The sequence below is a fragment of the Gammaproteobacteria bacterium genome (assembly GCA_041395725.1).
Classification (GTDB): domain Bacteria; phylum Pseudomonadota; class Gammaproteobacteria; order Pseudomonadales; family Pseudohongiellaceae; genus NORP240.
Genome location: JAWKZW010000001.1, coordinates 240,933 through 264,860 on the forward strand (window position 1 = coordinate 240,933; position 23,928 = coordinate 264,860).

General features: G+C 53.3%; 21 protein-coding genes and 5 pseudogenes. 15 read left to right on the forward strand and 11 right to left on the reverse strand.

Annotated elements, in window-relative coordinates; translation table 11 throughout:
* Nucleotides 1-68: 68 nt before the first annotated feature.
* Complete coding sequence (locus tag R3F50_01000) at nucleotides 69-866, reverse strand: VOC family protein (GenBank protein MEZ5488882.1); 798 nt, start codon at nucleotides 864-866, stop codon at nucleotides 69-71.
* Nucleotides 867-905: 39 nt separating this feature from the next.
* On the opposite strand from R3F50_01000, the pseudogene R3F50_01005 reads away from it, so the two are divergent.
* Together R3F50_01005 and R3F50_01010 are read left to right on the forward strand one after the other, a co-directional pair.
* Nucleotides 906-1,086 (forward strand): annotated as a pseudogene (locus R3F50_01005) (HigA family addiction module antitoxin).
* A 180-nt stretch (nucleotides 1,087-1,266) separates the two neighbouring features.
* A pseudogene (locus R3F50_01010) lies at nucleotides 1,267-1,797 on the forward strand (transposase).
* Here the strand turns inward: R3F50_01010 and R3F50_01015 are convergent.
* Nucleotides 1,791-2,057, reverse strand: a pseudogene (locus R3F50_01015) (transposase zinc-binding domain-containing protein). The pseudogenes R3F50_01010 and R3F50_01015 overlap by 7 nt on opposite strands.
* Before the next feature lie 184 nt (nucleotides 2,058-2,241).
* Between R3F50_01015 and R3F50_01020 the strand changes: the two are divergent.
* Genes R3F50_01020 through R3F50_01030 form a run of 3 tightly spaced genes read left to right on the forward strand, consistent with a single transcriptional unit; the run spans nucleotide 2,242 to nucleotide 4,922 of the window.
* Nucleotides 2,242-3,210, forward strand: coding sequence for a hypothetical protein (locus tag R3F50_01020; GenBank protein MEZ5488883.1), 969 nt, complete (start codon nucleotides 2,242-2,244; stop codon nucleotides 3,208-3,210).
* Nucleotides 3,211-3,240: 30 nt separating this feature from the next.
* Nucleotides 3,241-4,059 carry a hypothetical protein gene (locus R3F50_01025; GenBank protein MEZ5488884.1) on the forward strand — a complete coding sequence of 273 codons (819 nt, stop codon included), beginning with the start codon at nucleotides 3,241-3,243 and terminating at the stop codon, nucleotides 4,057-4,059.
* A 23-nt stretch (nucleotides 4,060-4,082) separates the two neighbouring features.
* On the forward strand, nucleotides 4,083-4,922 hold the full coding sequence (locus R3F50_01030) for a hypothetical protein (GenBank protein MEZ5488885.1): 840 nt from the start codon (nucleotides 4,083-4,085) through the stop codon (nucleotides 4,920-4,922).
* Between the two features lie 17 nt (nucleotides 4,923-4,939).
* On the opposite strand, the gene R3F50_01035 is transcribed toward R3F50_01030, so the two are convergent.
* From R3F50_01035 to R3F50_01045, 3 genes are all read right to left on the reverse strand, one after another.
* The gene (locus tag R3F50_01035; GenBank protein ID MEZ5488886.1) at nucleotides 4,940-5,686 is read right to left on the reverse strand and encodes a hypothetical protein; all 747 of its coding nucleotides are present in this window, start codon (nucleotides 5,684-5,686) and stop codon (nucleotides 4,940-4,942) included.
* 35 nt (nucleotides 5,687-5,721) lie between these two features.
* Nucleotides 5,722-6,366, reverse strand: a complete 645-nt coding sequence (locus R3F50_01040; protein ID MEZ5488887.1) for a hypothetical protein — start codon at nucleotides 6,364-6,366, stop codon at nucleotides 5,722-5,724.
* Nucleotides 6,367-6,879: 513 nt separating this feature from the next.
* Nucleotides 6,880-7,404: a hypothetical protein gene (locus R3F50_01045; protein ID MEZ5488888.1), complete on the reverse strand. Its 525-nt coding sequence runs from the start codon at nucleotides 7,402-7,404 to the stop codon at nucleotides 6,880-6,882.
* A 549-nt stretch (nucleotides 7,405-7,953) separates the two neighbouring features.
* Between R3F50_01045 and R3F50_01050 the strand changes: the two genes are divergently transcribed.
* From R3F50_01050 to R3F50_01065, 4 genes and pseudogenes are all read left to right on the forward strand, one after another.
* Nucleotides 7,954-8,079, forward strand: a complete 126-nt coding sequence (locus R3F50_01050) for a hypothetical protein (protein ID MEZ5488889.1) — start codon at nucleotides 7,954-7,956, stop codon at nucleotides 8,077-8,079.
* Between the two features lie 2 nt (nucleotides 8,080-8,081).
* Nucleotides 8,082-8,351 (forward strand): DDE-type integrase/transposase/recombinase, encoded by a 270-nt coding sequence (locus R3F50_01055; GenBank protein MEZ5488890.1) that lies wholly within the window; start codon nucleotides 8,082-8,084, stop codon nucleotides 8,349-8,351.
* 198 nt (nucleotides 8,352-8,549) lie between these two features.
* Entirely contained in the window at nucleotides 8,550-9,530 is a 981-nt protein-coding gene (locus tag R3F50_01060) for a VWA domain-containing protein (GenBank protein ID MEZ5488891.1), read from the forward strand.
* A 243-nt stretch (nucleotides 9,531-9,773) separates the two neighbouring features.
* Nucleotides 9,774-9,905: pseudogene (locus tag R3F50_01065) on the forward strand (IS6 family transposase).
* A gap of 356 nt (nucleotides 9,906-10,261) precedes the next feature.
* Here the strand turns inward: R3F50_01065 and R3F50_01070 are convergent.
* Nucleotides 10,262-10,707 (reverse strand): annotated as a pseudogene (locus R3F50_01070) (transposase).
* Between the two features lie 396 nt (nucleotides 10,708-11,103).
* Between R3F50_01070 and R3F50_01075 the strand changes: the two are divergent.
* The 3 genes from R3F50_01075 to R3F50_01085 all read left to right on the forward strand — a co-directional run bounded on the left by R3F50_01075 (nucleotide 11,104) and on the right by R3F50_01085 (nucleotide 15,629).
* Nucleotides 11,104-12,738 carry a CAP domain-containing protein gene (locus tag R3F50_01075; protein ID MEZ5488892.1) on the forward strand — a complete coding sequence of 545 codons (1,635 nt, stop codon included), beginning with the start codon at nucleotides 11,104-11,106 and terminating at the stop codon, nucleotides 12,736-12,738.
* Between the two features lie 438 nt (nucleotides 12,739-13,176).
* Nucleotides 13,177-14,355 carry a phospholipase D-like domain-containing protein gene (locus R3F50_01080; protein MEZ5488893.1) on the forward strand — a complete coding sequence of 393 codons (1,179 nt, stop codon included), beginning with the start codon at nucleotides 13,177-13,179 and terminating at the stop codon, nucleotides 14,353-14,355.
* A gap of 20 nt (nucleotides 14,356-14,375) precedes the next feature.
* On the forward strand, nucleotides 14,376-15,629 hold the full coding sequence (locus tag R3F50_01085) for a DUF2254 domain-containing protein (GenBank protein MEZ5488894.1): 1,254 nt from the start codon (nucleotides 14,376-14,378) through the stop codon (nucleotides 15,627-15,629).
* A 35-nt stretch (nucleotides 15,630-15,664) separates the two neighbouring features.
* On the opposite strand, the gene R3F50_01090 is transcribed toward R3F50_01085, so the two are convergent.
* Nucleotides 15,665-16,678: a transposase gene (locus tag R3F50_01090; GenBank protein ID MEZ5488895.1), complete on the reverse strand. Its 1,014-nt coding sequence runs from the start codon at nucleotides 16,676-16,678 to the stop codon at nucleotides 15,665-15,667.
* 134 nt (nucleotides 16,679-16,812) lie between these two features.
* On the opposite strand from R3F50_01090, the gene R3F50_01095 reads away from it, so the two are divergent.
* Complete coding sequence (locus tag R3F50_01095; GenBank protein MEZ5488896.1) at nucleotides 16,813-17,826, forward strand: hypothetical protein; 1,014 nt, start codon at nucleotides 16,813-16,815, stop codon at nucleotides 17,824-17,826.
* 22 nt (nucleotides 17,827-17,848) lie between these two features.
* On the opposite strand, the gene R3F50_01100 is transcribed toward R3F50_01095, so the two are convergent.
* A complete protein-coding gene (locus tag R3F50_01100) occupies nucleotides 17,849-19,354 on the reverse strand; it encodes a bifunctional UDP-sugar hydrolase/5'-nucleotidase (GenBank protein MEZ5488897.1) in 1,506 nt (501 codons plus the stop codon).
* 195 nt (nucleotides 19,355-19,549) lie between these two features.
* On the opposite strand from R3F50_01100, the gene R3F50_01105 reads away from it, so the two are divergent.
* On the forward strand, nucleotides 19,550-20,338 hold the full coding sequence (locus R3F50_01105) for a rhomboid family intramembrane serine protease (protein ID MEZ5488898.1): 789 nt from the start codon (nucleotides 19,550-19,552) through the stop codon (nucleotides 20,336-20,338).
* 503 nt (nucleotides 20,339-20,841) lie between these two features.
* Nucleotides 20,842-21,138, forward strand: coding sequence for a hypothetical protein (locus tag R3F50_01110; protein MEZ5488899.1), 297 nt, complete (start codon nucleotides 20,842-20,844; stop codon nucleotides 21,136-21,138).
* On the opposite strand, the gene R3F50_01115 is transcribed toward R3F50_01110, so the two are convergent.
* The 3 genes from R3F50_01115 to zntR are packed head-to-tail and all read right to left on the reverse strand — an operon-like array spanning nucleotide 21,135 to nucleotide 23,846.
* A complete protein-coding gene (locus R3F50_01115; GenBank protein MEZ5488900.1) occupies nucleotides 21,135-22,277 on the reverse strand; it encodes a hypothetical protein in 1,143 nt (380 codons plus the stop codon). The genes R3F50_01110 and R3F50_01115 overlap by 4 nt on opposite strands.
* 21 nt (nucleotides 22,278-22,298) lie before the next feature.
* Nucleotides 22,299-23,390, reverse strand: a complete 1,092-nt coding sequence (locus tag R3F50_01120; protein ID MEZ5488901.1) for an SO_0444 family Cu/Zn efflux transporter — start codon at nucleotides 23,388-23,390, stop codon at nucleotides 22,299-22,301.
* Between the two features lie 12 nt (nucleotides 23,391-23,402).
* Nucleotides 23,403-23,846: a Zn(2+)-responsive transcriptional regulator gene (gene zntR, locus R3F50_01125; protein MEZ5488902.1), complete on the reverse strand. Its 444-nt coding sequence runs from the start codon at nucleotides 23,844-23,846 to the stop codon at nucleotides 23,403-23,405.
* Nucleotides 23,847-23,928 lie beyond the last annotated feature (82 nt).

Below are 23,928 nucleotides of genomic sequence, written 5' to 3' on the forward strand. Positions count from 1 at the left end.
TTCGGCGCGTGAGATCCGCCAATTGGGCACCGAATCAGCGAACACACCACGTTTAGGCTGCGGCACTACTATCCTTGCCCCAGTGCCAGGGTCGCTCCCACGGGGTCTTCAATGATTGCACAGGTATAACCGCCATCGGCCCCCTTGGTCGCCTTGATTATCTTGCCACCTTCCTCTTGGACCCGGCGAAGACTTTCGGCTAGGTCGCCAACGGGGAGGTACATCATCCAGACAGGTGGTAGACCCTGGTTTGCGCCGCGCAAATGACAGATTCCCGCCGCCGGTTTGTCATCATCCCCCAGCATGTTGTAGTCAGCGTAGTGCTCGCCTGCGTCCACCATGTCGACGTCCTGTACCGACCATCCAATGACCTGGCGATAGAAGTCACGAGTAGAAGCGGCGTCGGAGATTGTAAGATCTAGCCAGGCGATGTTGCCCATGGGCGCAGCCGCGTCGTGCGATGGGTTGCTGTAATGTGCGGAAATCTCTTCCGCAGAAACGACTGGAATGATACCGAACGCCGTCCCATTGGGATCGAGCAGCCCAGCCCACAGGCTCTTTCCACCGTCGTCCTTGCCATGGATGAGTTCGCTCCCACCGAGACTCAGGGCGCGCTCAATACTCGTTGCCACATCAGCGACCTGAATGTGTGGCATCCATTGCAGAGGAAGCATCTCATACTCGGTGCTCCGTGCACCCAAACCGATGATCGGCATACCGAGGTTGTTCATTAGATCCTCGCGCCAAAGTGGATTCTCGCCTGTGCTGAGTACGCGTGAGTAGAAGCGCATTTCACGTTCGTGTTCAGGAACGGCAATGTCGGCGGAGAGAATGCCGCCGACGCGTGGGACAAAGAGATCACTCATGGTTTTCCTCTACTTAGACTTCACGTTGAGTCGCGGGATGTCAATGAACTATTACGAGAGAAACGCGCATTAAGCCTAGAGATAGCTATTCGATTGAGTCGGCTTTTTTAATAACTCACCCGAGTTTTGGCTAAACGCTCAGCGCGCTGTAGACCTCTGGGTTGCATCACAAGCCTTAAAGAAAGAAGTAGCCCGCATAAGACCATTGCGTGCCGCTTGACAAACGAGTCAATAAAGGACACAGCCTGCTCCGCACGGTTTGCGAATGACTTCGCCATTCTATCGCAAACCGCGCTCCACAGACTACGCCCATTATTAAAAGCGCTGAGGCTGCAGAAAAACCCCTATACCGCTCGTTCTTTTATATATTTTGGCCTCATCTAACCAAGAGACAAATCCATTGCCCAGGTTCATGCATTACGATTACAAACAGTCGCCTATGGTTGTCATCGACTACGAAGACCAACTCCAGTCCGGCACTTTTGAGCATACCATCCACTACCATATCGGCAACAAGTTTGACCTGTCCATCTTCAACCCCAACTACCAGAATGACGACGGTGGCCGCCCCGCCTACGACCCAGCGATCCTGCTTAGAATCATCCTCTTTGCCTACTCCAAGGGCATTACCTCCAGCCGGGAGATCCAGTGGTGTTGCGAGACCAATATCCTGTTTAAGGCCCTGTCCTGCGATACGGTTTCCCACTTCACCACCATTGCGCACTTTGTAAGCAGCCACGCCGATAAGATCGAGGCACTGTTCGAGCAGGTTCTGCTGATTTGTCACCAGCAGGTCCTGCTGGGCAACGAGCTGTTTGCCATCGACGGTTGCAAGATGCCGTCCAACGCGGCCAAGGAATGGCCCGGCACGTTCAAGGAGCTGGAGAAGAAACGGGACAAGATCAAGCGCCGCATTCATCATCAGCTAAAGGCCATCAGCTTCTCGTGGTGGCAGCTTTCGCAGCGTACCCGCAGGAAGCCGTGTTCCTGGCGGCCGCACTTCAGGCAGTCGGTGAACTCCTGCTGCATGTGGTCAGGCAATGCTCTGCCTTCGGCTTCCAGATGGGCGAGGAACGCGGGGTAATACTGCTCGACGAGCCGGTAGAGCAGTGTCGTTTCCGGCTGATGACGCCGGGTGCGGGGATCCGGCCGCATAGAGCTCGCCGGGCGAGGGAGTTGGCAGCAGCACATCAACTATGCGATATCAACATTTAGAATATTCGAGATCGAATTTAGCGAGACTTGACCAATTCGATTTGAGGCTTTAGAAAGCTGGTTGGTCGAAAATAACGAAGTGCTACAGAAAAAAGTTGATGAAGGTGGTATTTGATATGTTTCTGGAATATTGTGTTTCATTGCTGAGGTGGCGGAACATATGAAGCTTGCGAAATTTTATTCTTATCTATTAAGCGCGTTAACCGTAGCTGTGCCGAATTTGGCTTTTACCGCCACACCCGGCATGTGCGAAGCCCAATCCGGATTCGTCGCACGAACTGTTGATGGCGAGATCGGCGGCATACAGGCGTATCGAGAGGATCTCGGCAATGGTTGGACATTCGCGCTACTTCCCGCAGCTTTCGGCTGGGAACTGCGTGTGTTTGATCGGCATGGTTTCGATCTTACGGCATTGACGCCGCCGCGCTTTGGGCCCAACCCGCGCGAAATCTTTGGCTGGCATTTTAGAAATGCAGAAAATTCTGCGAGCAATGACGGCAGCGTGAACGCACCACAGCATATGCGTTCATTTGTTATTGGAGCGGACGTGGGAGCAGTAAACCCCGCAGGTGGAACGCTGACTATTCTCGATTATGGCTTGGCCGATCTTGAACCGGGGCAACAAGCGCGGATGGTCTATTTGCGCTTTCAAGCATGTTTGACCTTGCCGCAAGCAGATGAAACAGAAGCGGACCAGGCCAACTCTGCGATTACACCGGAAGACATTGAGATTTTTGGCGCTTGCGGGCTCGCTCAGCCTTATACGCTGGACGCTTATGTTTCGCCACCTATTTTGGAAGGCGATTTTGATGGCGACGGGGCCTTCGATCATGTCGGCGCAATTATTCGAGCCGGCGACCAAAAGCGTGCAATTGGAATTTGTCGTGCCGGCAATTGGTTAGAGATTGTCGGTGTGGAGGAAAGCCTTGGCGATCTATCGCCAGATTATTTCGACGAAATGGATTATTGGTCCGTGAACCCTAAGGGACCGGTCTTAGAATCCTATTCTGCCGAAGGTCCGGTACCCACTCCGCCAGGGGATACGATCATCATCGGAATCGAGGAAGCGTCAAGCGTTCTTCTGTATTGGGATGGGGCGCAGTTTCAGAGCTATTGGCAGGGCGATTGAGGCGGATTCCGCTGTCATGAATTTGCCGCTATGGTTCGTCATGATCTCAAAGTGACGAGCTGGAGATTTCTGGTCGGATATTGGATGAAGAATAATTGTGTCTCTTGTTGCGTGTTTTTGCTGCTTATCGGCATGGGTACGACACGCCTCGCAGAATCGGCGGAACCGCAAGTCGATTTTTCTGGTTTCGATTCGATAGAGCAATCTTTGGAAGCGGCTCTGATCCAATTTTCGAGTATCGCCGATCAACTAGATCGCGTTCGTCTTGGCGAGATCAATGCCGACACGGCCTTGCAACGCATTGAAATGCTACGCGAATCCTTGCGCGCAATACGACAGGTTTGGCACGAGACCGAGCACGATCAACGTCTTGAGGCACGTACCCGCCGCCGCGCGGATATTGAGCGTGCGGGAACGCAGTTGACAGAAGCCATGGTTGCGTATCACCAAAGTTCCAATATTGATTTCCGCATTTCCCAAATGCTTCAGGAGCCGCCAGTCATAGGCAATTTTCTGCGTGAGCCGCCCACCGAAACATTCCAAGGTATTTATCGAAGCGGATTTGAAGTAAGTGAATTCTTTTTATTCGATGGTGAAGGGCCATGGTGGTTGGAGGCGGCCACTGAGAATTGGCAAAGGCTACAGTCCTATGTGGTCCAGAGGCCGGGACGTGGCTCTAGCGTTACGGTTGCGCTGACCATCACTGGTTGGCGCGAAGCTGATGGCGGCTATGGCAGCGTTGGTGGTTATGACACACGCATCTATGTGGAATCCATTGATGAGATCCGCGCTATTTCAGAAGAGGAATTCCAAAAAATAATTCAAGCCGTCATGCAGGGTGAACCATGAGTTGTTTTTGTAGAAGGGATTCTGTGTATTTTGTGGTGGCACTTGGTTTTGCGCTATTCGCTGTCTCGGCTGCGTTTGCTGCCGATGCGGCCAATCTGGGCCTTCGGCCCATACCCAAAGATCTCGCCGCATTGCCGCCGCCGGATTCCGATTCCAATGTCTATAATCCTAATCTCAATTGGGGCGTTGGCATTTTGGAGCCGACCGCCTCTCCTGAGTACTATGGCCAGTTGGTAAATGGCGGCTATGAAATGTTGCGTGAAGAGTTTGGAGAATATCTCGATTGGATCGCGAAGCTCAGACTACCGCTTTTTGATTCCGCACAAGGCGCGCAATGGGGCTGGTTGGTGGAAGGCCAGGTGGTCGATCTCGACAGCGGTGAAGAATTTGTCATCCCACGTGATGCGCGTCTTCGGGTGTCTTATGATTTTGAGACCGAGGCTTTATTCGTTATGCGCGAAGAAGATGGTTGGCTACAAATTCGCTGGGGCGGTGCAGAGGATAGCCATGGCGGGCGCGCCTGGACACATCCTGAGTTTCAATCTGATCCCAACATCGGCGCCGAATATCATTCCTGGGAAGATTCATTTCGCGATACGGTCAGCCGCTTATCTTATCGCAATTCCGAAGCCGTGCATTTGTTGCGCTCTCGGCCTAGCCCAGAAGCCGCTATTGTACATCGCATTGAAGGACGCGATTGGGACATGGAAATTCTAGAGATGCAGGGCGATTGGATTCGCGTACGCCTGTCTTGGCCATCGGATTGTTCCGCCGGTCCGCGCGAAGGTGAAGCTGTAGGGTGGACCGTTTGGCGCTCAGTCGACCAAGGACCCTGGATTTATTCGCCTATCGGCGGATGCTGAGAGCCGCGTATGCCTGGTTAACGCGGCTCACAACGCACTTCATGCAAATAGTCCTTCACAATCGCGTCTGCTGAGGAACGGAAAGGCTGTAATGTTGGCTCGTTACGCCAACAAACATCGTCGAAGCCAATGTTAAAGCGATTCTCGTCAATATACCAGGTGAGTCCGACTGATGTGCAGGTTGGGCAAGGCGTGGGGTCGCAGGGAAACGCGCTCGCGTCGAGGTTCTCCAAAATGGATCGCAGCTCGCGCAGACGTGCAAACCCGTCTTCTGTGTTCAACGCACCTGCCGCGATGCACATATTGTTTGGCGCATCATGTGAGACATAGGAAAAAGAGAGATTGGAAGCTATACGCAGACTGTCCCACGGCAAAGACGGATCGTCTTGCCTTGGTTTCTCAAAGGGATCGCTTGTCTGCAGCATAAAACTAAATGGCTCAACGGGCGGCGGGGGCAATTCTACTGGCGCAGCATCGCGAATATTCGCCGGGGTCGCTCTTAAATAGAGGACAGAGGCAAAGCTTCCAGCAATTGCAATGAGCGCTACTATCAACCGTTTAGAGGGCGATAGTCGGCGGATGAGTACTATAGCGGCCAACAATCCGAGGGCGCCGCCGACAATGAAGCCGCCGAGGGCATCGGCAAGCTGATCGAAGCCCATCCCGCCTGAGCTCATGATACGCGTCGCGACCAAGGCACCAAAAATGACGCCGAAAAATAGAAGCGCCATCAACAAAATGGCGCCGCTCAGCCATGATTTCATTATTCGATGCCCCGTATCTGTTCGTGCTCGTAAGATCAATTGCAAGTTTCGCCTATGCGGTTCGAGTTATGAACCTCATCTGCAGCCGCAATCAGCGCGAGAAATTCCTCATGCTGGGCCAAACATTTTCCATTTATCGCGACGCCAACCGTGGTAATCGGAGGCCGAGTTTCCTGAATTTGAAAATCAATTTGATGCAGTATTGCGCCGCCCTCAGAGCAGGTCATTGGCTGTTGTGCCATAAGAATTTCAACGCTACGCATCGCAGTGAGCAGTTCAACTTTGTCACAGTTTACGGCCGGACTATATCTGGTGCAGATGGACCCGTTATTTTGCATGGTCGTGAACTGCCCCTGAGCGGTGTTATATTCGATGTTTACGAATAGGCGCTGGGCGGCGGCTTCTGAATGGGAAAGGCTCAGAGTGAAGGGTGGTAGATTTGTAATTTGCTGGTCGAGATAGGCGTTCGCTTCCGCGCGGTAGGTGACAATGCCATAGCCCATGAACACGGCAATGAAGATTGCCGGGACGCCGGCAATGAGGGTTGAGCGTTCTAGAATCCGGGCAGGCAGGGCATAGGCAAGAAGTGCGCTCACCACAAATGCCGCGCCGGAAATCATGAGTCCGGTAAAAAAGACGATTGCGCCGCCGGCAAACATAGCCAGATAGAAATTGCGCACTTAGGGCTCCTTGCTGATCTGATGCATTGATTCAGCTACATTCGATCTCAACGCGGCGTTTAAGTGAACGCCCCGCTCCGTCATCAACGCTGGCAATCGGTTCGTCTTCGTCAACGCTGGAGGCGCTATCGCGGATTGCTTCTGACCCACATTGTATCAAATCGTCGACGACAGATTGCGCCCGTCGCGCGGAGAGATCGTGACTATACCGGTCCGATCCTTCCCATGAAGTCGGCCTAATTACCCCAGAATCCGCTGATAGCGAGCAGGATCGCGCCTTTTGCAAAGGTTAGATAGTCGGTGCTCGGCGGCGGCCTCTAGTCTTGTACTGCCGCCACAGTAGAAATCGCGGTCGTGAAAGCGAAAAGAGCAACAGGTCCGGCCATGCTCAATTGAGGGTATTGCAGGTTTGCTTTCATAATTTCTTCTCACATCTTCGTGCGATAAATGTGCCGAGTGCTGGGGTTTATCTCAGCTCTTGATTGCGTCGCTCACCAGCGAAGCTCTCAACTTTCAACCAAGTGTAAGCACAGTAATTTGCAACGTTGTGTTGGGTTGTGTTGGAAGGAGATTAACTGCGGCACGGCGATCGGCCTTTTCAAAGGTGAGGCTGCGCATTGCAGGAGATTGAACATCGCTCGTCGTATCCGTCCACCCGTCTGCAACCATCCGTGCGGCATAAAATGCGGTGATATCGTCATGAGACGCAGCAACTTGCGCCTGGACCATATACCCTAGCGGCATCGTATTGACGGAAAGGATTTGTATGTCAGGAAACATTGCGACATCATCGGGGAAATCGGCAGGAAGGTTTAGATTGTTGCCGACTAGTACAGTCCCGTTTCCAAGATTCTGGTTGAACGAGACTTGCGGTGTGCCGCGGCTCATATCGACATCAATGTCAGCACCAAATTGTGCCGCATAATTTTCCAGTTCCTGTTCTTGTGCCTCCTGGCTGGTCGGCACATTCTCACCGCAGCCGGCCAAAAATGCGGCAACAAAAATAGAAGATAATAGATTTTTCAAGGTGTTGCGCATCGATTGTTATCCCCTCAGATCGCGGGGGTTTGCATTCCAGGAACACATCCCCCCACTATTCATCGGCAGTTCAGAATCAGATTTCTATAACCAGCTTTCATTATCCTGTAGCGCGTCGCAAATTTGCGACCAACGATCTTGTGAGGAAATTGTAACTTGGTTGGCTTTCAGCTGAAAGTGTTTAGGTGGTTTGTGAGAAAATATTGATGAAAATCCGGGGTGGACATGATGGTAGGTTATTTTTCGCCGTTTACGCGATTGGCAGGCGCTGACAACTTAACCGCCAGTCTGGCAGAATTCCAGTGTTAAAGCTTCAAAAATGTACAAACGGCACCGATTCCCAACTGAAATCATCCGATACGCAGTCTGGCTATATTACCCATTTAAACTAAACTACCGAGATATCGAGAATTTACTCGCCCAGCGCGGAATCACAGTGAGTTATAAATTTGGCCGACTGTGGTGCGCAAAGTTGGTAAGCGGATTGCGCAGATATTGCGCCGAAGCCACACAGGTTACGGTGACACTTTTTATATTGACGAAGTTTTCGTGAATCCCCAGGGTATCCTGCACTATTTATGGCGTGCAGTGGACCAGGATGGTGAAGTCGTGGACTGTACCTTCAGTAATGGCGAGATACATCAGCGGCCAAGCGATTTTTCAGTCGAATACTGAGGATAAGCCGCTTCGAACCAAAAAATATCACCACCGAAAAGCTACGGAGTTACGGTGTCGCACACCGGGAATTGATACCAGAAATAATCCACGATTTCACTCAGTATTCAAACGATAAAGCAGAGCTTTCACATCAGCCTACGAGAGTCAGAGAATGGGGCATGCACAAGTTTAAATCGATTACACAGGCACAGAATTATTTGAATACACATGCAGCCGTTGGCCATCGTCTTGAAGACAGTCGGTTCACCCGACTGACCGCCAGTGTCTGATAGAACTGGACAAGCTCCCCATTCAAAGTAACCTTCCCACGGTCGTTACCATTTTTCCACCCGCACAGCGTCTAGTCGGCCAGCGATGAACACGGAGCGGAAACCTCACATTTCGAAGGCCCGAACAATGCCGGCGACCTTATCACCTTTGCTGATCGGGGCAGTGAGGCACGCAATGGAATAGGCTACTAGTCCTACGTGGGTAACGCCAGAGGCGATACGCTGACTCTGCGTGCTGGAGAAACGCTCGGTGCATTCGACATCGTTTATGTCTCCAATCGCACGGCAATCGGCAGAAATCCTATCGATATCGTCGAGGCTAGCGTAAGGCTGAATGGTCCGGCCGAGGGTTCCACGCGACTGCGTTTCCCGGTTGACTGGTCAGGAGCCGACAATGCTGGTGACCGGGTAGTTCTCGTCGACGGGGATGGCGGGGAGCACGATTATGCCTATATAGATCCGAACGAATCCAGTGTCGAGCTGGTAGCACCCGCGGCTGCCGGCAACTACACGTTGGTCTACCGATCACGGGGCGGCAATGAGATGGCCAGGTGGGATCTGGTCATCGTCCCTGTCGCGGTGTCGTCCGGGGAATTGCAAGTCACACAGCGGAAGACTCAGCTTGGCCCAAATGATGCCGTCGAAATCAAACTCGATGCCTCGGGAAGTATGCTGCAGCGCCTCGACGGTGAGCGCCGTATCGAGATTGCCCGGCGTACGCTTACCGACCTTGTGACGACAACGCGACCGCCCGGTGCGGGATTCGCTCTGCGTGTATTCGGTCACCGCGAAGCGGATTCATGTCGGACAGATCTTGAAATCCCCCTTGCTCCTCTGGACCCGACAACCACAGTGACAATTATTTCTGGGATCAACGCCATGAACCTGGCGCGTACACCAATCGGTGCATCGATTGCCGCTGCACGCGGAGATCTTGCAGACGTATCCGGCCAACGAGTGCTGATTGTGCTGACGGACGGGGAAGAAACCTGCGAAGGTGATGCGGCCAGCGCTATAGAAGCCCTGCGCAGTAGCGGCTGGGACTTCCGGGTCAATGTGGTGGGATTCGCCATTGACGATGCCGAACTCGCGCGCTTGTTTGAGAGCTGGGCGGCCACCAGTATGGATATTCCGGTTACAGTCGTTTCGAATCAGACTGTTACCGCACAACTGCCATAGGGCCAGGTCAGAATATACTACCGAACAGGTTTTGTCCGTTCTATTTCAGTACTAACTTATCAATACTGCCCATTAAAGAGTCGGCAATTCGGAGGCTAGGTTTACACCTGCTATTTGGAACGGTTTATTTGGTTTTCTTGCACACAGTGTGATAATTGGGTTTGACAAGTTAGCGGTCCCAGGTGACGAAAGTCTATGTGAACGGTACTGACAAGCTATTTCTCTATCTGTCAGAATCCGAGCATGAGATCTACAAATACGATGTACAAGCGTCACCACTTTCCACCTGAAATCATTCAATATGCCGTTTGGCTATACCATAGATTCAACCTCAGTCACCGAGCTGTCGAAGGCCTATTGGCTGAACGGGGTATTGCTTAAAGAAAACAAGAGGTATCTCCAGAGTAGGCTGCTGTCCAGTTTGGTGAGTAGACGGCGTACTGGCGTACTTAGAGCCACAATAAGTCCAATATCAGTCAGAGTCTTTGAGAAATCAGCCGCTTTCCATCGGCAATCAGGCCATCGCTCGCGCTTTATTGCAACCTTGACTACCACCGGGCCGAGGCCAATCCGACCACCGTTCCAGCCCCCAGTTACAGATTGGGGTCGTTCGGTTGCATAGAAGGCTGGCGCTTTCAAATACGCTTACCTCACCCCTTGGCAGGCTGTAATTCTCCCTTCTACTCTATGGCACTTTTGTCGTTGGCTCTTTGTTGTCGAATCAGGCCCTTTCAAAAAAGGTCGATCTGCGGCGGGGCACGCTCAGGCGGGAGCTGCGCCTGGGTATCTTCCGACTCCTTCTTCTTCAAATGTTCCAGAATCCGACGGATCACCGCCGGGTCTTCCATGCGGACGATGATCTTCACCGGACCCTGGCACTTTTCGCAGGTTTAAATGTCGATGTTGGAAACCCGTGTCAGTCGCTGGGCCCAGGTTATGGCAGCAAGGCGTTTGGCGGGGGTTGTTTCATCCTGGTCGGTGGCTGCCTGTTTTTATTTCTGCCCCTGCCCCGCCCTGCTGGTGTGATCATAGCCAGGTGCTTGCTGTTGGGGGCGAACACACCATGAAGTCTTGTCAGGTTTACTCTCGGCTTGGCTACCAGGGCAGTAAGTCTGGCGATAAAATCCAGCGGCTCAAAGATGACGTGCAGGGACGCTCTTGGTCGAGTTTTCAACCGTGCAGACCTGGATGCATTGCTGGAGCAGGTGAAGACGGCGGCCCAGCGACCAATAACGCCGTGACGAATAGATGTCGTGAATATCAGTAACAGAAAGCGATGGATGGTGACGTATGCGAATTCCTGTATTCATCCAGCTATCTGCAATTTGTATAGGCCATTGCAGTGTGAACCCCGCCGCCCTGCTGGTAGACGAATTACTGCCGGCCCGACCGATCCGACACAAAGCTACGCATTCACATCTCCGATGTGGTAAGTTCGGAATCGTTAAAGCTCACGATGCCTGATTCTGAAGCGAATCGGCCATAATAAGAAGTAACAACAATTAATAGCCGGCCCGGCACTGAAGGACGCTGGACCTTTCCCCTGATTGCGTTTAACCGAGGTATATATCGAATGTCGGAAATCCGGGATATCCTTAGTTCTAAAACCTGTTTCACCCTCTTTGTTTCAATCTGGCTAACAGCAGCATACGCCCAGGATGAACAGACCGATGGTTACGACTATCTGAACGAATTACGTACCCGCGCCGGTATGATAACGCTTTCCCGAAACGGGATGCTTGAAATTGCCGCGGGAAACCATTCCCAGTACCTCGTTGGCAATTCGACCGCGTTCCTACGCTACAGCGGCCATTTCGAAAATCCGGGAGATGCCTATTTCACGGGCAATCAGGCCTCAGATCGCACCGCTGCCGCGGGATACCTTTCCACCCTCGTCAGCGAGAATGTGAGTAACGGTCAGCCCGATGTATTCGCTTCCATCGACGACCTGATGTCAGCCATTTATCACCGATTCGGTTTTCTCGGCTTCAGCATTGATGAAGTAGGGCTTGGTTTCGTAAAGGACTCAGGGATCGACTATTCTGCCTACACCTACAACATGGGTAACTCGGGGCTCAACAACCTGTGCATGGGATCCTCGTTTAATGAAGTCGGATCTTTTTTTCAGGGTATATGTGCCCAGGACAGCAGTTTCAGAATCTCTACCGAAGGCAAGAGCGCGGCCGAAGAACTGTTTCAGGGTCAGAACCCCTATATCGTTACCTGGCCGTCACAGGGAGATTCGGACGTTCCTCCGGCCTTTTTCGAGGAAAGTCCGGATCCATTACCCGATTATTCTGTCTCGGGCTACCCGATATCGCTGCAATTCAATCCATTGGTTTATAACGACGTATCGATAACTTCTTTCCGCCTGTTCGAAGATTCAACCAACCTGGAAATTACCAACACGCGATTGCTGGACAACGGCACCGATCCAAACATGAAGTTTTCCGCTCTCGAGTACGCCCTTTTCCCACTGGAAAGACTGGATTGGAACAGCGTCTATCGGGTGGAAGTGGACTACGATTCCAACATGGAGTCCGACACCCTGATCTGGAAATTCGCTACCCGCCATCCCGGCGCCCCATTGTTTGAATACGCCGGGCATGGCACAACAGTCGAAATACCTGCCAATGCGGCCAGCAACTTTGCCTTCTATGTGTCTCCTGAAGAAAGCTATCCTACAATCGGAGGTATCGGCTTCTCTTACTCCGCTGGCCTGAATATCGATGTTGACTATATCGATGGCAACACTTTGTCAGTGAGTATGGTCGGCGCGGTTGGCCAACGGGCAGATTTCAATATCTCCGGCAGAAGTTTCTCCCTTCTGATAGGTAATGAAGCCGATCTTCCTGACGATCCGGAAATCGATCTATCCATTGGTGGAAGCGGTATCGAGGATGAGACTGCAGCCCACTTCGACGAGACTAACGGGATACTTACCTTACCTCTTCTCGTCGTGGACGACGCGCTACGAGCGGGTGTTACGCTTCAGCTGCTCGACGCCGGCGCATTGACATTCAAGGTGGACGAAATTCTACCTGCCGATGAAACATCTGCAGACGAAGCAGTATTCACATCGAGCACCCTGACCATGAGTATCCCAAGGGTCAAGGCATTGGGTATGGCCTTCTCTATTGAAATGAAGATGGTAGATACGGCGAACCTGGTGTTGCAGATAACTGCGGCGGCAGAGGTCGCGCAATAGATAGTTACAGGTAACCGTCAGCTGTCAAATTGCGAGGCAACGCAAAGTTGCGGCGCGGTTGCTGCAAACTTACAACCACTCGAAAAACTGCAGTCAGGAAAATTGGGGACACTCACAATTTAACAACTAAACTAACCTAGTCGTACCCTACCTGTTTCCGAACTTTCTGTAGCAATGGAATTTTGAGGTAAAACTTTTTAATCATCAAACTTAGATCATCTCGCGTCGAACAACACAATCTGGTCATCGACGCTAAACGATTAAGTTGTTAAGTTGTGAGTGTCCCCTTTTGACCCCTTTATGCTACCTTTCCCCCGCTACTATTCATTCCGCGGCCGTTTCGCGAACACACTACGTTAATTACTTGTTAACGTTGATAATTGCGCCAGGTCTTTCTGGACTGCCCAACGACCCTGGCAATTGGTTCTGGTGAATATAATGACCTCTTCAGAAACCGGACCCTGCCTGTCCGATACGGCAAGATTGCTGAGCGCTTACCTCGGTCGCAGATTTTATGCGGACAATTCCGTGTCCGTACTTCACAACGGCGATGCAATCTTTCCGTCGATGTGTCAGGCCATCGATGCAGCAGTCAACTCAGTCGAATTCCAGACTTTCGTTTACTGGCAGGGGGAAATAGCCGTGGATTTTGCCCGGCACCTGTCGGCCGCTGCCGGGCGAGGGGTTAATGTCAGGGTGCTGCTGGACAGCTACGGCGCCATGCACATAGACAGAAACGCGCTACGGATACTGGAGCAGAATTGCAACGTGTGCTGGTTCCGGCCCCTGAAAAAATTCTGCTTCTGGCAGAACCTGAAGCGTTCACACCGGAAACTGCTGATCTGTGACGGTGAGGTCGGTTTTACCGGAGGCGTTGGAATTGCGCAGGAATGGACCGGAAATGGAGACAGGGCGGGAAGCTGGCGTGATTCACATTTCATGCTTAAAGGCCCCATCGTCGCCACGCTGCGAGCCGCTTTTCTTGAAGGCTGGCTTGAGTCGTGCCACCCCGCGGATGCATTCACAGAGACTGTATCTGATTCGGTGATCGAGAAAGCCGGCGCTGAACGGATTCTGCCGGTAAGCTCTACAGCCAGTGATTACTGGAGTTCCGCCGGGACCATGCTGTTGTCGTCAATTGCAGTCGCAAAGACCAGCCTTAAAATCACCACACCCTATTTTGTGCTGGACCGCAAGCTGAAGGATCAGTTGCTGGCCGCGATGGATCGCGGCGTCGACATTCAGATCATAATTCCAGCATACCGGAATTCGGACTCACACATGGCCGGGCTTGCAGCACTTTACTGCGTCCCTCCGCTGGTCGAAAAGGGGATACGCGTCTATTCATTCGAGCCGACCCTCAACCATAACAAATGTATAATCGTTGACGATCAGGTCGCCATTATCGGGTCCGTCAATTTCAACCAGCGGTCCCAGCGAAAAGACGACGAATTCAGCCTGGTGATTGATGGAGGCGAAACCCTTCCTCAACTTCTGGCAGATTTTACTGCAGACCTGGAAAGCTCAACCCTGCTCAGCCCCGGTCTGATAAAAAAGCGACACAAGTACCTGGGTAACGTAGCCCGGCTGATCCAACCGGTGCGTCGGCACATCTGAAAAAGAGTAATGTTCCAATCATGTTTACGAAATGGGAATGGCTGTTATCAAAACTCTCGCGTACGCTGTGGATCCGCGCGTTACTAATCGGCCTGTTTGGAATTCTGGTGGCGCTGATTGCGATCCCGATTCAAAGCACTCTGCCCATTGTTTCGCCGCTGGAAGTCGGAGCGAGGTCTGTCGAAGGCATTTTACAGATACTCGCCACCAGCATGCTGACAGTCACTACTTTTTCCCTGGGAGCGATGGTTTCCGCCTACAATTCCGCCAGCACCGGGATTACGCCTCGCGCCATCAAACTGGTGAAGCAGGAGCCGGTTACCCAGAATGTACTCTCTTCCTTTATCGGCGCCTTCCTGTTCAGTCTGGTCGGCATAGTCGCCCTGAGCAGCGAGCTCTATACCGAATCAGGGCGATTCATTCTGTTTGTTGCGACTTTACTGGTGATATTGCTGGTGATCGTGGCGCTGTTGCGCTGGATCGAACATTTATCCGATCTGGGGCGACTTTCGAACACGATGGATCTGGTGACCGATGCCGCGCGGCTGGCGCTGTGCGAATACGCCAGACATCCCGGGTGGGGATGCAGCCCCTTAAGCAGGAACCAGCCTCCTCCCGAGTCTGCCAACACCATACGTTTCAATCAGACCGGTTACATTCAACACATCGATGTGAATGCTGTTGCCGAGCTCGCTGATAGCTGCAATACCGAAATAGGTCTGCTGGTTTCACCCGGCACCCTGATCCAGCCTCAGCGACCGGTTGCCTGGTACCAAGGGCCCCGCGATAACAAGTTGGAGCAGGATATTGAAGCACAATTCACGCTTGCCACCGACCGGTCTTTTGACCAGGACCCGCGATTCGGTCTGGCGGTTCTCACTGAAGTCGCACTCCGTGCTCTGTCACCCTCGGTGAATGATCCTGGCACAGCAATTGACGTGATTCATCGGCATCTCGGACTGCTGCTGACATTTTCTCAACAACAAAACGCCGGTGAAAAGGCTGAGATCCTGTACCGGAACCTCCACTCGGTTCCGTTATCGATCAGCGATATGTTCGAAGATGCTTTTGAACCCATTGCCCGCGATGGGGCGGGCCTGCTTGAGGTACAGATCAGATTGCAGAAAGTGCTCAAAATTCTGGCCGACAACGATCCGGCACTTTATGCAAAGGAAGCGAAGGCAATTTCAAATCTGGCCATGGATTACGTGGAAAGGTCCAACATGGCAGAGTTGGAGAAAGAAAGGCTGCGCCGAATCGCCGACAGTATCTGACCTGCTTGAACAAGGGACACTAATAGTTTAATAGCTTAATGGGACGCAAGTTCAAGGCTGATCCCGTTCGACTGGCAAAGTAGCTCGCCCTTCTTTATCCAGGCAGACACAGTGGGTTGGCTGATAGACAGAAAGTTCGCAATTTCACGCATTGTCATACCCAATTCTCGCGCCCCCAAATAGCACAATATCGACTTAGCTTGAGAAAGTTTTCCCCCTCTCGCTTTTGATGCCAATTGTTCTGGATTAATCCCTGTATATCTGCAAGTCCATTGGGCCAGCTTTTCGATGTCCCAGCCTGCCCGACTCAGTCTCGATATTTTCTGTTCTGGCAGGCTATCGTGCCGAAGCGCCGATTCCACAAAATCACTTGAGCCTAGTATGCGCTCATCACCTATACAGGCTATGTGCTCCTTTCTCAATTGCGCTACACTTTCCCATCCACCGTGACTTCGAATCAATCCACCGCCAGAAAGATCGGTAATTCGGCAGCTTATCTCACCTGCTCTCAGGAATTCGATATAAGCCGCCCTGGCTCGCCCTGACGTTTTACCAAAATGACTCAGTGCTGCGTTTGTCGAATGCCACTCTTGTTTGTGTTTGTTTAGCATGCCAGCATGCCCAGTCCAAGAATAACGCCTCAGTTCACTGACACCTTCAACCAAGCCAGCCGCAACAGGATTCAAATGGATGTAGCGTATGAGCTCAATGAGATAGGAGTCCCCATCCACCAGGATGGATTTGTAGCGATTCTGAAAGACATACCCGCAGCGATTTTTACGACGATTGTAGCTGCTCGCGAAACCACCCAGTACGGGCGCCATTAGCTTTGCCAGGGGTTTCTGGCCGACCTGTACGAGAAAGTGATAATGATTAGACATCAGCGCCCAAGCAAGACACTGGGCCTCGGATCGCTCGAGGTTCACACCAAAACGCGTGAGAAAATCCAGTTTGTCGACACTGGATCTGAATATATCCCTGCTTTCCATCCCACGACCCATGACATGATAGTAACCACCGGGGATGTGCAATCGACCAATCCTTGGCATACCATTAAAGTAGCCTATTCCTCCGAAAGAGCAAATTTCTTAAGCTATTAAACTATTAGTGTCCCCTAGAGCACTAGAGCAGTTTGGATATTCCTTTTGTTCTTCTATAAGCTTCTAGTCAGGGGGTAAATTGCTTGTTAACCTTTTCAGTCTCCCCTGCATCTAAACAGAATAAACTTGCTATTTTTCAGAGGGTGCAGTTGATGCGACGTCAGGAGGTCCAACGCCGGTTAGTTTCGATTACAGGTCTCTTGTTCGCGGTACTGGCTCAGGTCAGTCTGGCGGCATTAGTCATAGGTGAAGATATTCAATTGGGTGACACCAGCAGCGTTGTAGGTGTCAAGCTGAAAAGTGCATGCGAATCCATCGAGTATTTATCAGTAGAACCGCCGGTCTTCCCAATGTCCGTGCTCACAGAGGCGCATATAATCTGTCAGGAATATAGAGCGGGCAGCATAGTATTCGATCGTGTCGCATTCACATTCGCCGATGATAGCCTGGTTCATATGGAAGCGCATGGCGTAGAGCTGCAGCCTGTTGCCGCGGCTTTGGGCAGCAGTTCGGGGCAGTATCTTGGCTTCAGCTATTATGGAGCGGGTTCCCATTGGTTGGATAGTGATGAGCAGCTGTTGCTTTGGTTAAATGAAGAGGGGAGACACTTGAACCTGTTTACCTGGCGTAATCCGTTCCTTGTTAACTCCACTTACGGTGACAAGTTACCTGCCGCGGAACTGCCCGGCATTGTGGTATTCAATTCCTCTCTCGAAGAAATATTCTCTGTAGCGTTACGCGACTGTGGACCAGCGCAAATGGTGCCGGAAGATCGAATATGGTTACAGAACAACCCTTCCAAACAGGTGCAGATTAACTGCTTCAATTATAGATATGCCGGCTTTAACAGAAAATTGGAACTGGTGTTTGGAGATGGGAAGCTTGAGGTGGTTTGGGTTCTGACGGGTAAAGGTGAAGAACGACGTCTGAGAGAATGGTTAATGGGGAACTGGGGAGGTCCAATTCTCGAGAATGAAGTCTGGGAAGTGTTCGCCGATGGGAGAATTTCACTACGCAAGGACAAGCCGGAACTGCTTATTCTTTCAGCTGAGATGATGCCGATTTATTTGAATATTTTTAACAGCCAATCCAATTAATCACGTCCACTGGGGACACTGATCAGGGTACGACAGAATCCATGAGATCACCAATGACAAGCGGATTCTGCGGACTGGTCTGCAACTCGACCAGGCGTTCCACAAAGGGCTGCCGGTAATGTATGCCCGTATCGAAACCTTCCGGGTCAGCGGCACGAATCATCTGAAAATTATCTCCGCCGTCATACATGAAACTGTTGAGCAGAACGCGATAGAACGTGTCGTCCTGGAGGGGTTCACCCGATGCTGTCAGAATCCAGCCATCTCCTCGTCGAACCAGGCCGGCCACTATGGGTCGACCACCTGATTCAAGTGCCTGGCGTACAACCCGGCCGGGTATCTCGACGGCAAAGATGTTGTTCTCAAAAGGCATGAAATTAACCAGGTCGTTGAAGGTAATGGCGCCGGCAGGCAGTGATGTGCGCAAGCCACCAGCATTGGTAATGGCAATATCAGCACTGGGATCCCAGCGTAACCAGGAATCGATGACCGCCTGACGGAATGCGCCATTGCGAAAATCGATGTCCTGGCTGCTCCAGGCGACTACCTCTTCCAATGTGCCCCGGAACTGGTCCTGCCAACGGCTCACAATGGAATCAATTTGCGGGTCTTCACCAAGCGGCTCGTTACTGCTGATTCCACTCTGAACATCCACTACCCGACCGGCAGTGACATCGAAACTGATTCTGGCCCTGGCATAGGCCGTAAAGTGATAGCCGCCACCTAACAGCACCGTCGAGTTGACGCGGCGCGCTGTCAACTCATTACAGTGCCCGCCCCCCATAAGATGGATACCCAGATCTTCCACCTGTATTGCCAGGGGTTCCAGGGCTGCCATGCAGACATGGGCAATGACGAACAGCAGATCCGGCTCCGCCTGCCGTACCTGTGGAACCGTCGCCCGCAATGCCTGTTCGTAATCGCCAAACTGCAGCCTGATCACATTCTGCGGATTGGTAGTGCGCGGCGTGCTGGTCGTGGTCAGGCCGATAATACCGATTCTGAGGCCATTCACTTCCTTGAGGGTATAAGGCAGGATGCCAAGCTCTGCCGCCACCTGGCCGGTTTCCCGCCACAGGGTATTGGCACTGAGGTAGGGGAAATCCGCCTCCTGCAGGCGTTGCTGCAGAGCCTCCAGGCCAAAGTCGAATTCGTGATTCCCCACCGCCGATGCATCGTAGTGCATGGCGTTCATGACCTCCACCATGCTTTCCCCTTCGACCCAGGTGGAGATGGCCGGCCCGGTCCAGTTATCACCGCCACTCAATATCAGGAAGGGCCCATCCGGTCGATAATCTTCCCGCTCCTGCCACAGTCGGTAGAGCCCCGCCGCACCCAGCGCCGGCTCCATGCCTTCCATCCAACCGTGCTCGTCGTTAGTATACAGAACGGTAATTTCCCTGATGTCCGGTGCCCGGTCAGCACCCGTGGCTGCCCACTGGCAGCCGCTGAACAGCAGAACTGTCACCAGCAGGGCGCTGACTCTCGCTGCCGGGACCGGCCAACTGTCGTAGTATCTGTGCAACATTACGCCACCCTTTTCAGGTTTGCGGGTATAAGCGGGTATAAAGAGTCCGGCGGCACTCGCCTGCGAGGCTGAGCAACTTCAGACCTGGTCGGGCGAGAGCTGACATTCGTGCCTGCCCCTGTAGAGATCGCCTTGGCCAGGCCTCATTAAACGGTATTTTTCCAGTTCCCGAAAGACTGTCATAATGCCGGCCCTATGTTTCCTCTTCGTGACGACAATCCTTCCATCCTCACCCCGTTCAGCACCGTCTCGCTTATCGTTCTGAATTGCCTGGCGTGGATACTCCTGCAGGGTATGGGAACAGAGCCGGCCCTGTCGACTTCGGTGTGCCGCTTTGCCCTGGTACCCGGTGATCTGCTTGGCACCCTGCCGCCCGGCAGCAGTTTTCCTGTCGGCCCCGATATGGTGTGTCAAACCAGCAGTTCGCGGGGCTGGTACACTTTGTTCTCCTCTATGTTCATGCATGGCAGCTGGCTGCATGTAATTGGCAATATGTGGTTTCTATGGATCTTCGGCAACAACGTCGAGGATGCTATGGGGCATATCCGCTTTGTGATTTTTTATCTGCTCTGCGGGCTGTCCGCCGCCGGGCTGCAGCTCTATTTAACCAACAACCCGGAAATACCCATGGTCGGCGCATCCGGCGCCATTGGCGGGGTAATGGGCGCCTATGTCCTGCTGTATCCCCGGGTGCAGGTTCAGATGCTGGTCATTTTCGGGTTCTTCGTTACCACCATCGCAGTACCGGCTGTCGTCATGCTGGGTTACTGGTTTCTGATTCAGCTGCTGGGCGGGTTCACTACCATCACCGGGCAGGGAGGCGGCGTCGCATTCTGGGCCCATGTGGGCGGCTTCGCGGCCGGTGCTCTGCTGATTTTCGGCTTTCGTAATCCCCGGCTGCTGGCCCGACATCCCTATCACGGCTGGCACAATCGTTCGCCCTATCGGAACTGGCAGCGGGTGCCGCGCCGCCACAAGCGCTGAACCCTGCATTGTTTGCGATTACGCTCCCGGTCAACTCGCAAAACAACCAGTCAAGACCACCTCGTTGACTGGCCTGCTTTATCTGTTCTGTCCGCTTAGGGAGCCTCTGATAAAGTTCCACAATACTCTGGCCTTAAGACGAGTTCGCTGGCAAGGCACATTGCCGCCGGCATGCGTCCACCTGTCTAGGCAGTGCAACGAAGCCAGCGGGCTTGCCTGGTCGGCCTGCCCTCCAGAAAGGAACCTGGCCGCCGGGCTGTCGATACATGTACAGGAAAGACTTTCAGAAAAAAGCCGGTCGTGTTCAGGTGGTATCGGTATCCTTCGCACTGTCCCGAGAAATGAAAGAGCGGAGAGTTGTCATCACTAACAACAACAGATTAACCGGCATCTCAACGGCTCTCACGACCGGAAGACCCGGGTTTGTGACCACGATTCCTGTGACCACCTTGTAGAAAATACCGACCGAGGGTTATAGTTGAAGCTCATCGAGTGAGACGCTTATGAAAAATACCAGACTACTTCTGCTACTCTGCTCGGCGCTTTCTGTCGCCTGCACGGTTACCGGCCGACCGGACTTTATCAACATGTCAGAGGAAGACATCTACGCTCATAATCTGGAACAGCCTTTGATGAAGAAGGTCTACTGCTTTCAGGAAAACATGACCGGCAGCTATATCCGACGCCGCCAGTGCATGACAGTGGAAGAATACGTCTACCGCCTCGAACAATCCGTGCTGGCCCTGGATGTGCTGCAACCCTCGGCGGGAGCAGGCCCCTTCGGCGTGATTCGGGATTAATCCCTGAATACAGCCTCGGTAAAATCCTGACCGAGATAGACCGCCAGCTGGGTCCGGGCATCAAGCCGGTCTTCTGGCCGGTCAGCGAAGATCGACTCAAAAAAACTCAGAACCGCAATGGTGGTAATCATCTGCTGGCGCCCGGGATGAGCAGGTTTCCCGTCAGGCATAACTTCACACACTTCCGGAATGCTGTCATTGACAGCAATACCTTCCGACTCGGAGCCAAGCCCAAGGTAGATAGTGTTGGACGAAGCGCCGCGCAAGGTGGCCAGCACGGCGCTGCAACCAAGCGAATCCGGTTGCTCCATGAAGCGCATGAGGGGTTCAGACAAGCCGGCGAATCCAAGATGGGTACCTCCCAGTACGGTCACCAGGTCCCCCGATGCAGCCCGCTCCGGTATAGGCGCCGCATGGGCCCGATGATTGATCAGCGCATCGTCACTGCCGGCAATCATCAGGAAGGGTGTCGCGGCGGTGTCATAGAAACGTTCCGTGAACAACGCGGCCGGTCCCGCGATGGAAACTGTTGCTCTTACGCGAGAGTCTCTTAAGCGCGGGTGAAACGTCGCCATCGTGGCCGTCAACCCGCCCAGGGAATACCCCATCAAACCGATTCTATCCAGGTCCACCGTGGCATTGAACGGCCTGTCGTCCCCGGTGAGGGACAGCTCTGAGTCGATCAGGAACGACAGATCGGCGGGCTGATTAACCACATCTGTGGGGTTGGGGCCACCGGGCGCTGCGCCATGGGTCAGCGGGTGGTTGGCAGCGGCCACCACGTAACCATAACTCGCCAGGTGGCGGGCGACATATTCCAGGTCCGAGCGGGAAGACACCACACCGTGGCTGTGCACGATCAATGGAACAGAGCCACTGGCATCTTCCGGAAACCAGAGAGTCGTATCAAAGGTGCGCTGCGGAGCGCCGGGGTAATCGCCATTAGCCGCCGTGGGACGACTGCCATCCATGAACACAAACTCTGCTGAGGCCACTGAATAGGGACCGGCCTGCAGCCAGACCGCACTGTGCGAGTCCGGCGCTGGCTGCTCCGGCCCGGTAAAAACCAGCGTCGCTGCCGCGGAAACCACCAAAAGCAGGATCAGCGCCAGCAGCACGATCAACGGTTTCTTTAACATCCTGATAGTACTCAGGGGTTTCTAGATCGCTTCTTCGGCGACCCGCGTGGATTGCCCGTTGCGGCTCGACCCGGCTCTGTCGCTACGGCTGAAAAAGCGCACCACGTGAGGTTTGAGAAATACGCGCAACACCAGCACAGTTAGCAATACGGCAGCCAGCTGACGCCAAAGCGGCCAGCTTTCTCCATGCTCCATGAGGTTTAGCTGTAACGACCAGTTAAATGCTGCGAAAAGCTGGTTCAACCCCAGGCCACAGAGTATAGCCATCGAAATAACCCCGAGCAGATAAGCTGCCAGTGATCGATTGCCAAGCTGTTCCCGAATTACACCGATAGTGGCGAGATTGGTTGCCGGCCCGGTCAACAGAAACACCAGTGCAGCGCCGGGAGAGATGCCGGCGAACAGCAGGCCGGCGGCTACCGGCGTGGATGCTGTGGCGCAGATATACATGGGCAGACCAACCACCACCATCACCAGCATGGCCACTAACCCATCACCCCACTGCAGAAAAAAGGATTGCGGGACATAAGTGGTGATGACAGTAGCGGCAACCAGGCCGATGGTGAGCCATTTGCCAGTATCGGAAATCATCCGACCATAGCCGTATTGCACGGCGGACTTCAGCTTCTCACCAGGCCCGGGCTCAACCGCTTCTACCTGCTTGGAACTGCAGCAACTGCCACAGGACTTCTTTTCCACAACCAGGTTGTCGTCTACATCCATCGCCCGTACCAGAATACCCGCCGCGATCGCGCTGAGCAGCGCCCCCACTGGCCGGGCAATGGCAAAAACCGGGCCGAGAATCGCGTAGGAGAATGAGATGGAATCCACGCCGGTTTCCGGCGTCGCCACCAGAAAGGAGGCCGTTGCCCCCTTTGACGCACCGGCTTTGCGAATCGCCAGCGCGGTAGGAATAACGCCGCAGGAACAAAGCGGCAGCGGCGCGCCGATCAGTGCACCTTTTACTACCGAACTCAGACCGGGTTTCGCCAGCTGCTTCTCAACCCAACTGCTGGGAATCACCTGTTTGATGATGCCCGCCAACAGGTAGCCCACCAGGAGCCAGGGTGCGCTCTCGATGACCAGATTCCAGAAATTAGTCAACAGTGTCATAAGCATAATCTTTTATACCTCGTTCGCCGCAGCCGTGCCGGTGGCCACCCGGCCCCGGCTGGCATCCAGCGCTTCCATGATCGAACAGTGAGTGGCGTCTTCCGGCCCACCGCAACAGCTGTCCAGCAGGGTTTCCAGGGTGCTGCGCATAGCCATCAGCTCCCCGATACTGGCGTTCACCTCCCTCAGTTTCCGACTGGTGATGTCGGTGACCTCCTGGCAGGTATGGCTGGACTTGTCCAGCCTGATTGACAACAGGCTGCCAATGTCCTCCAGGGAGAATCCGATATTACGGGCGGAGCGGATAAAGTCAGCCCGGCGCACGTCGGCCTCGCTGTAGAGCCGGTAACCGGACTCGCTGCGCTTGCTCGCCTCTATCAAGCCGTGTTTCTCGTAGAACCGCAGCGTATGGGCACTGAGCCCGGTCTTCTCGGCTATCTCACTGATTTTCAACATGGTTTGAGATTCCTCGCCACAAAAATTTCGCTCTGCGCAGGAGCCGGAAACCGGCAACCTGCCCTGCTGTTCCAGCAGCTCG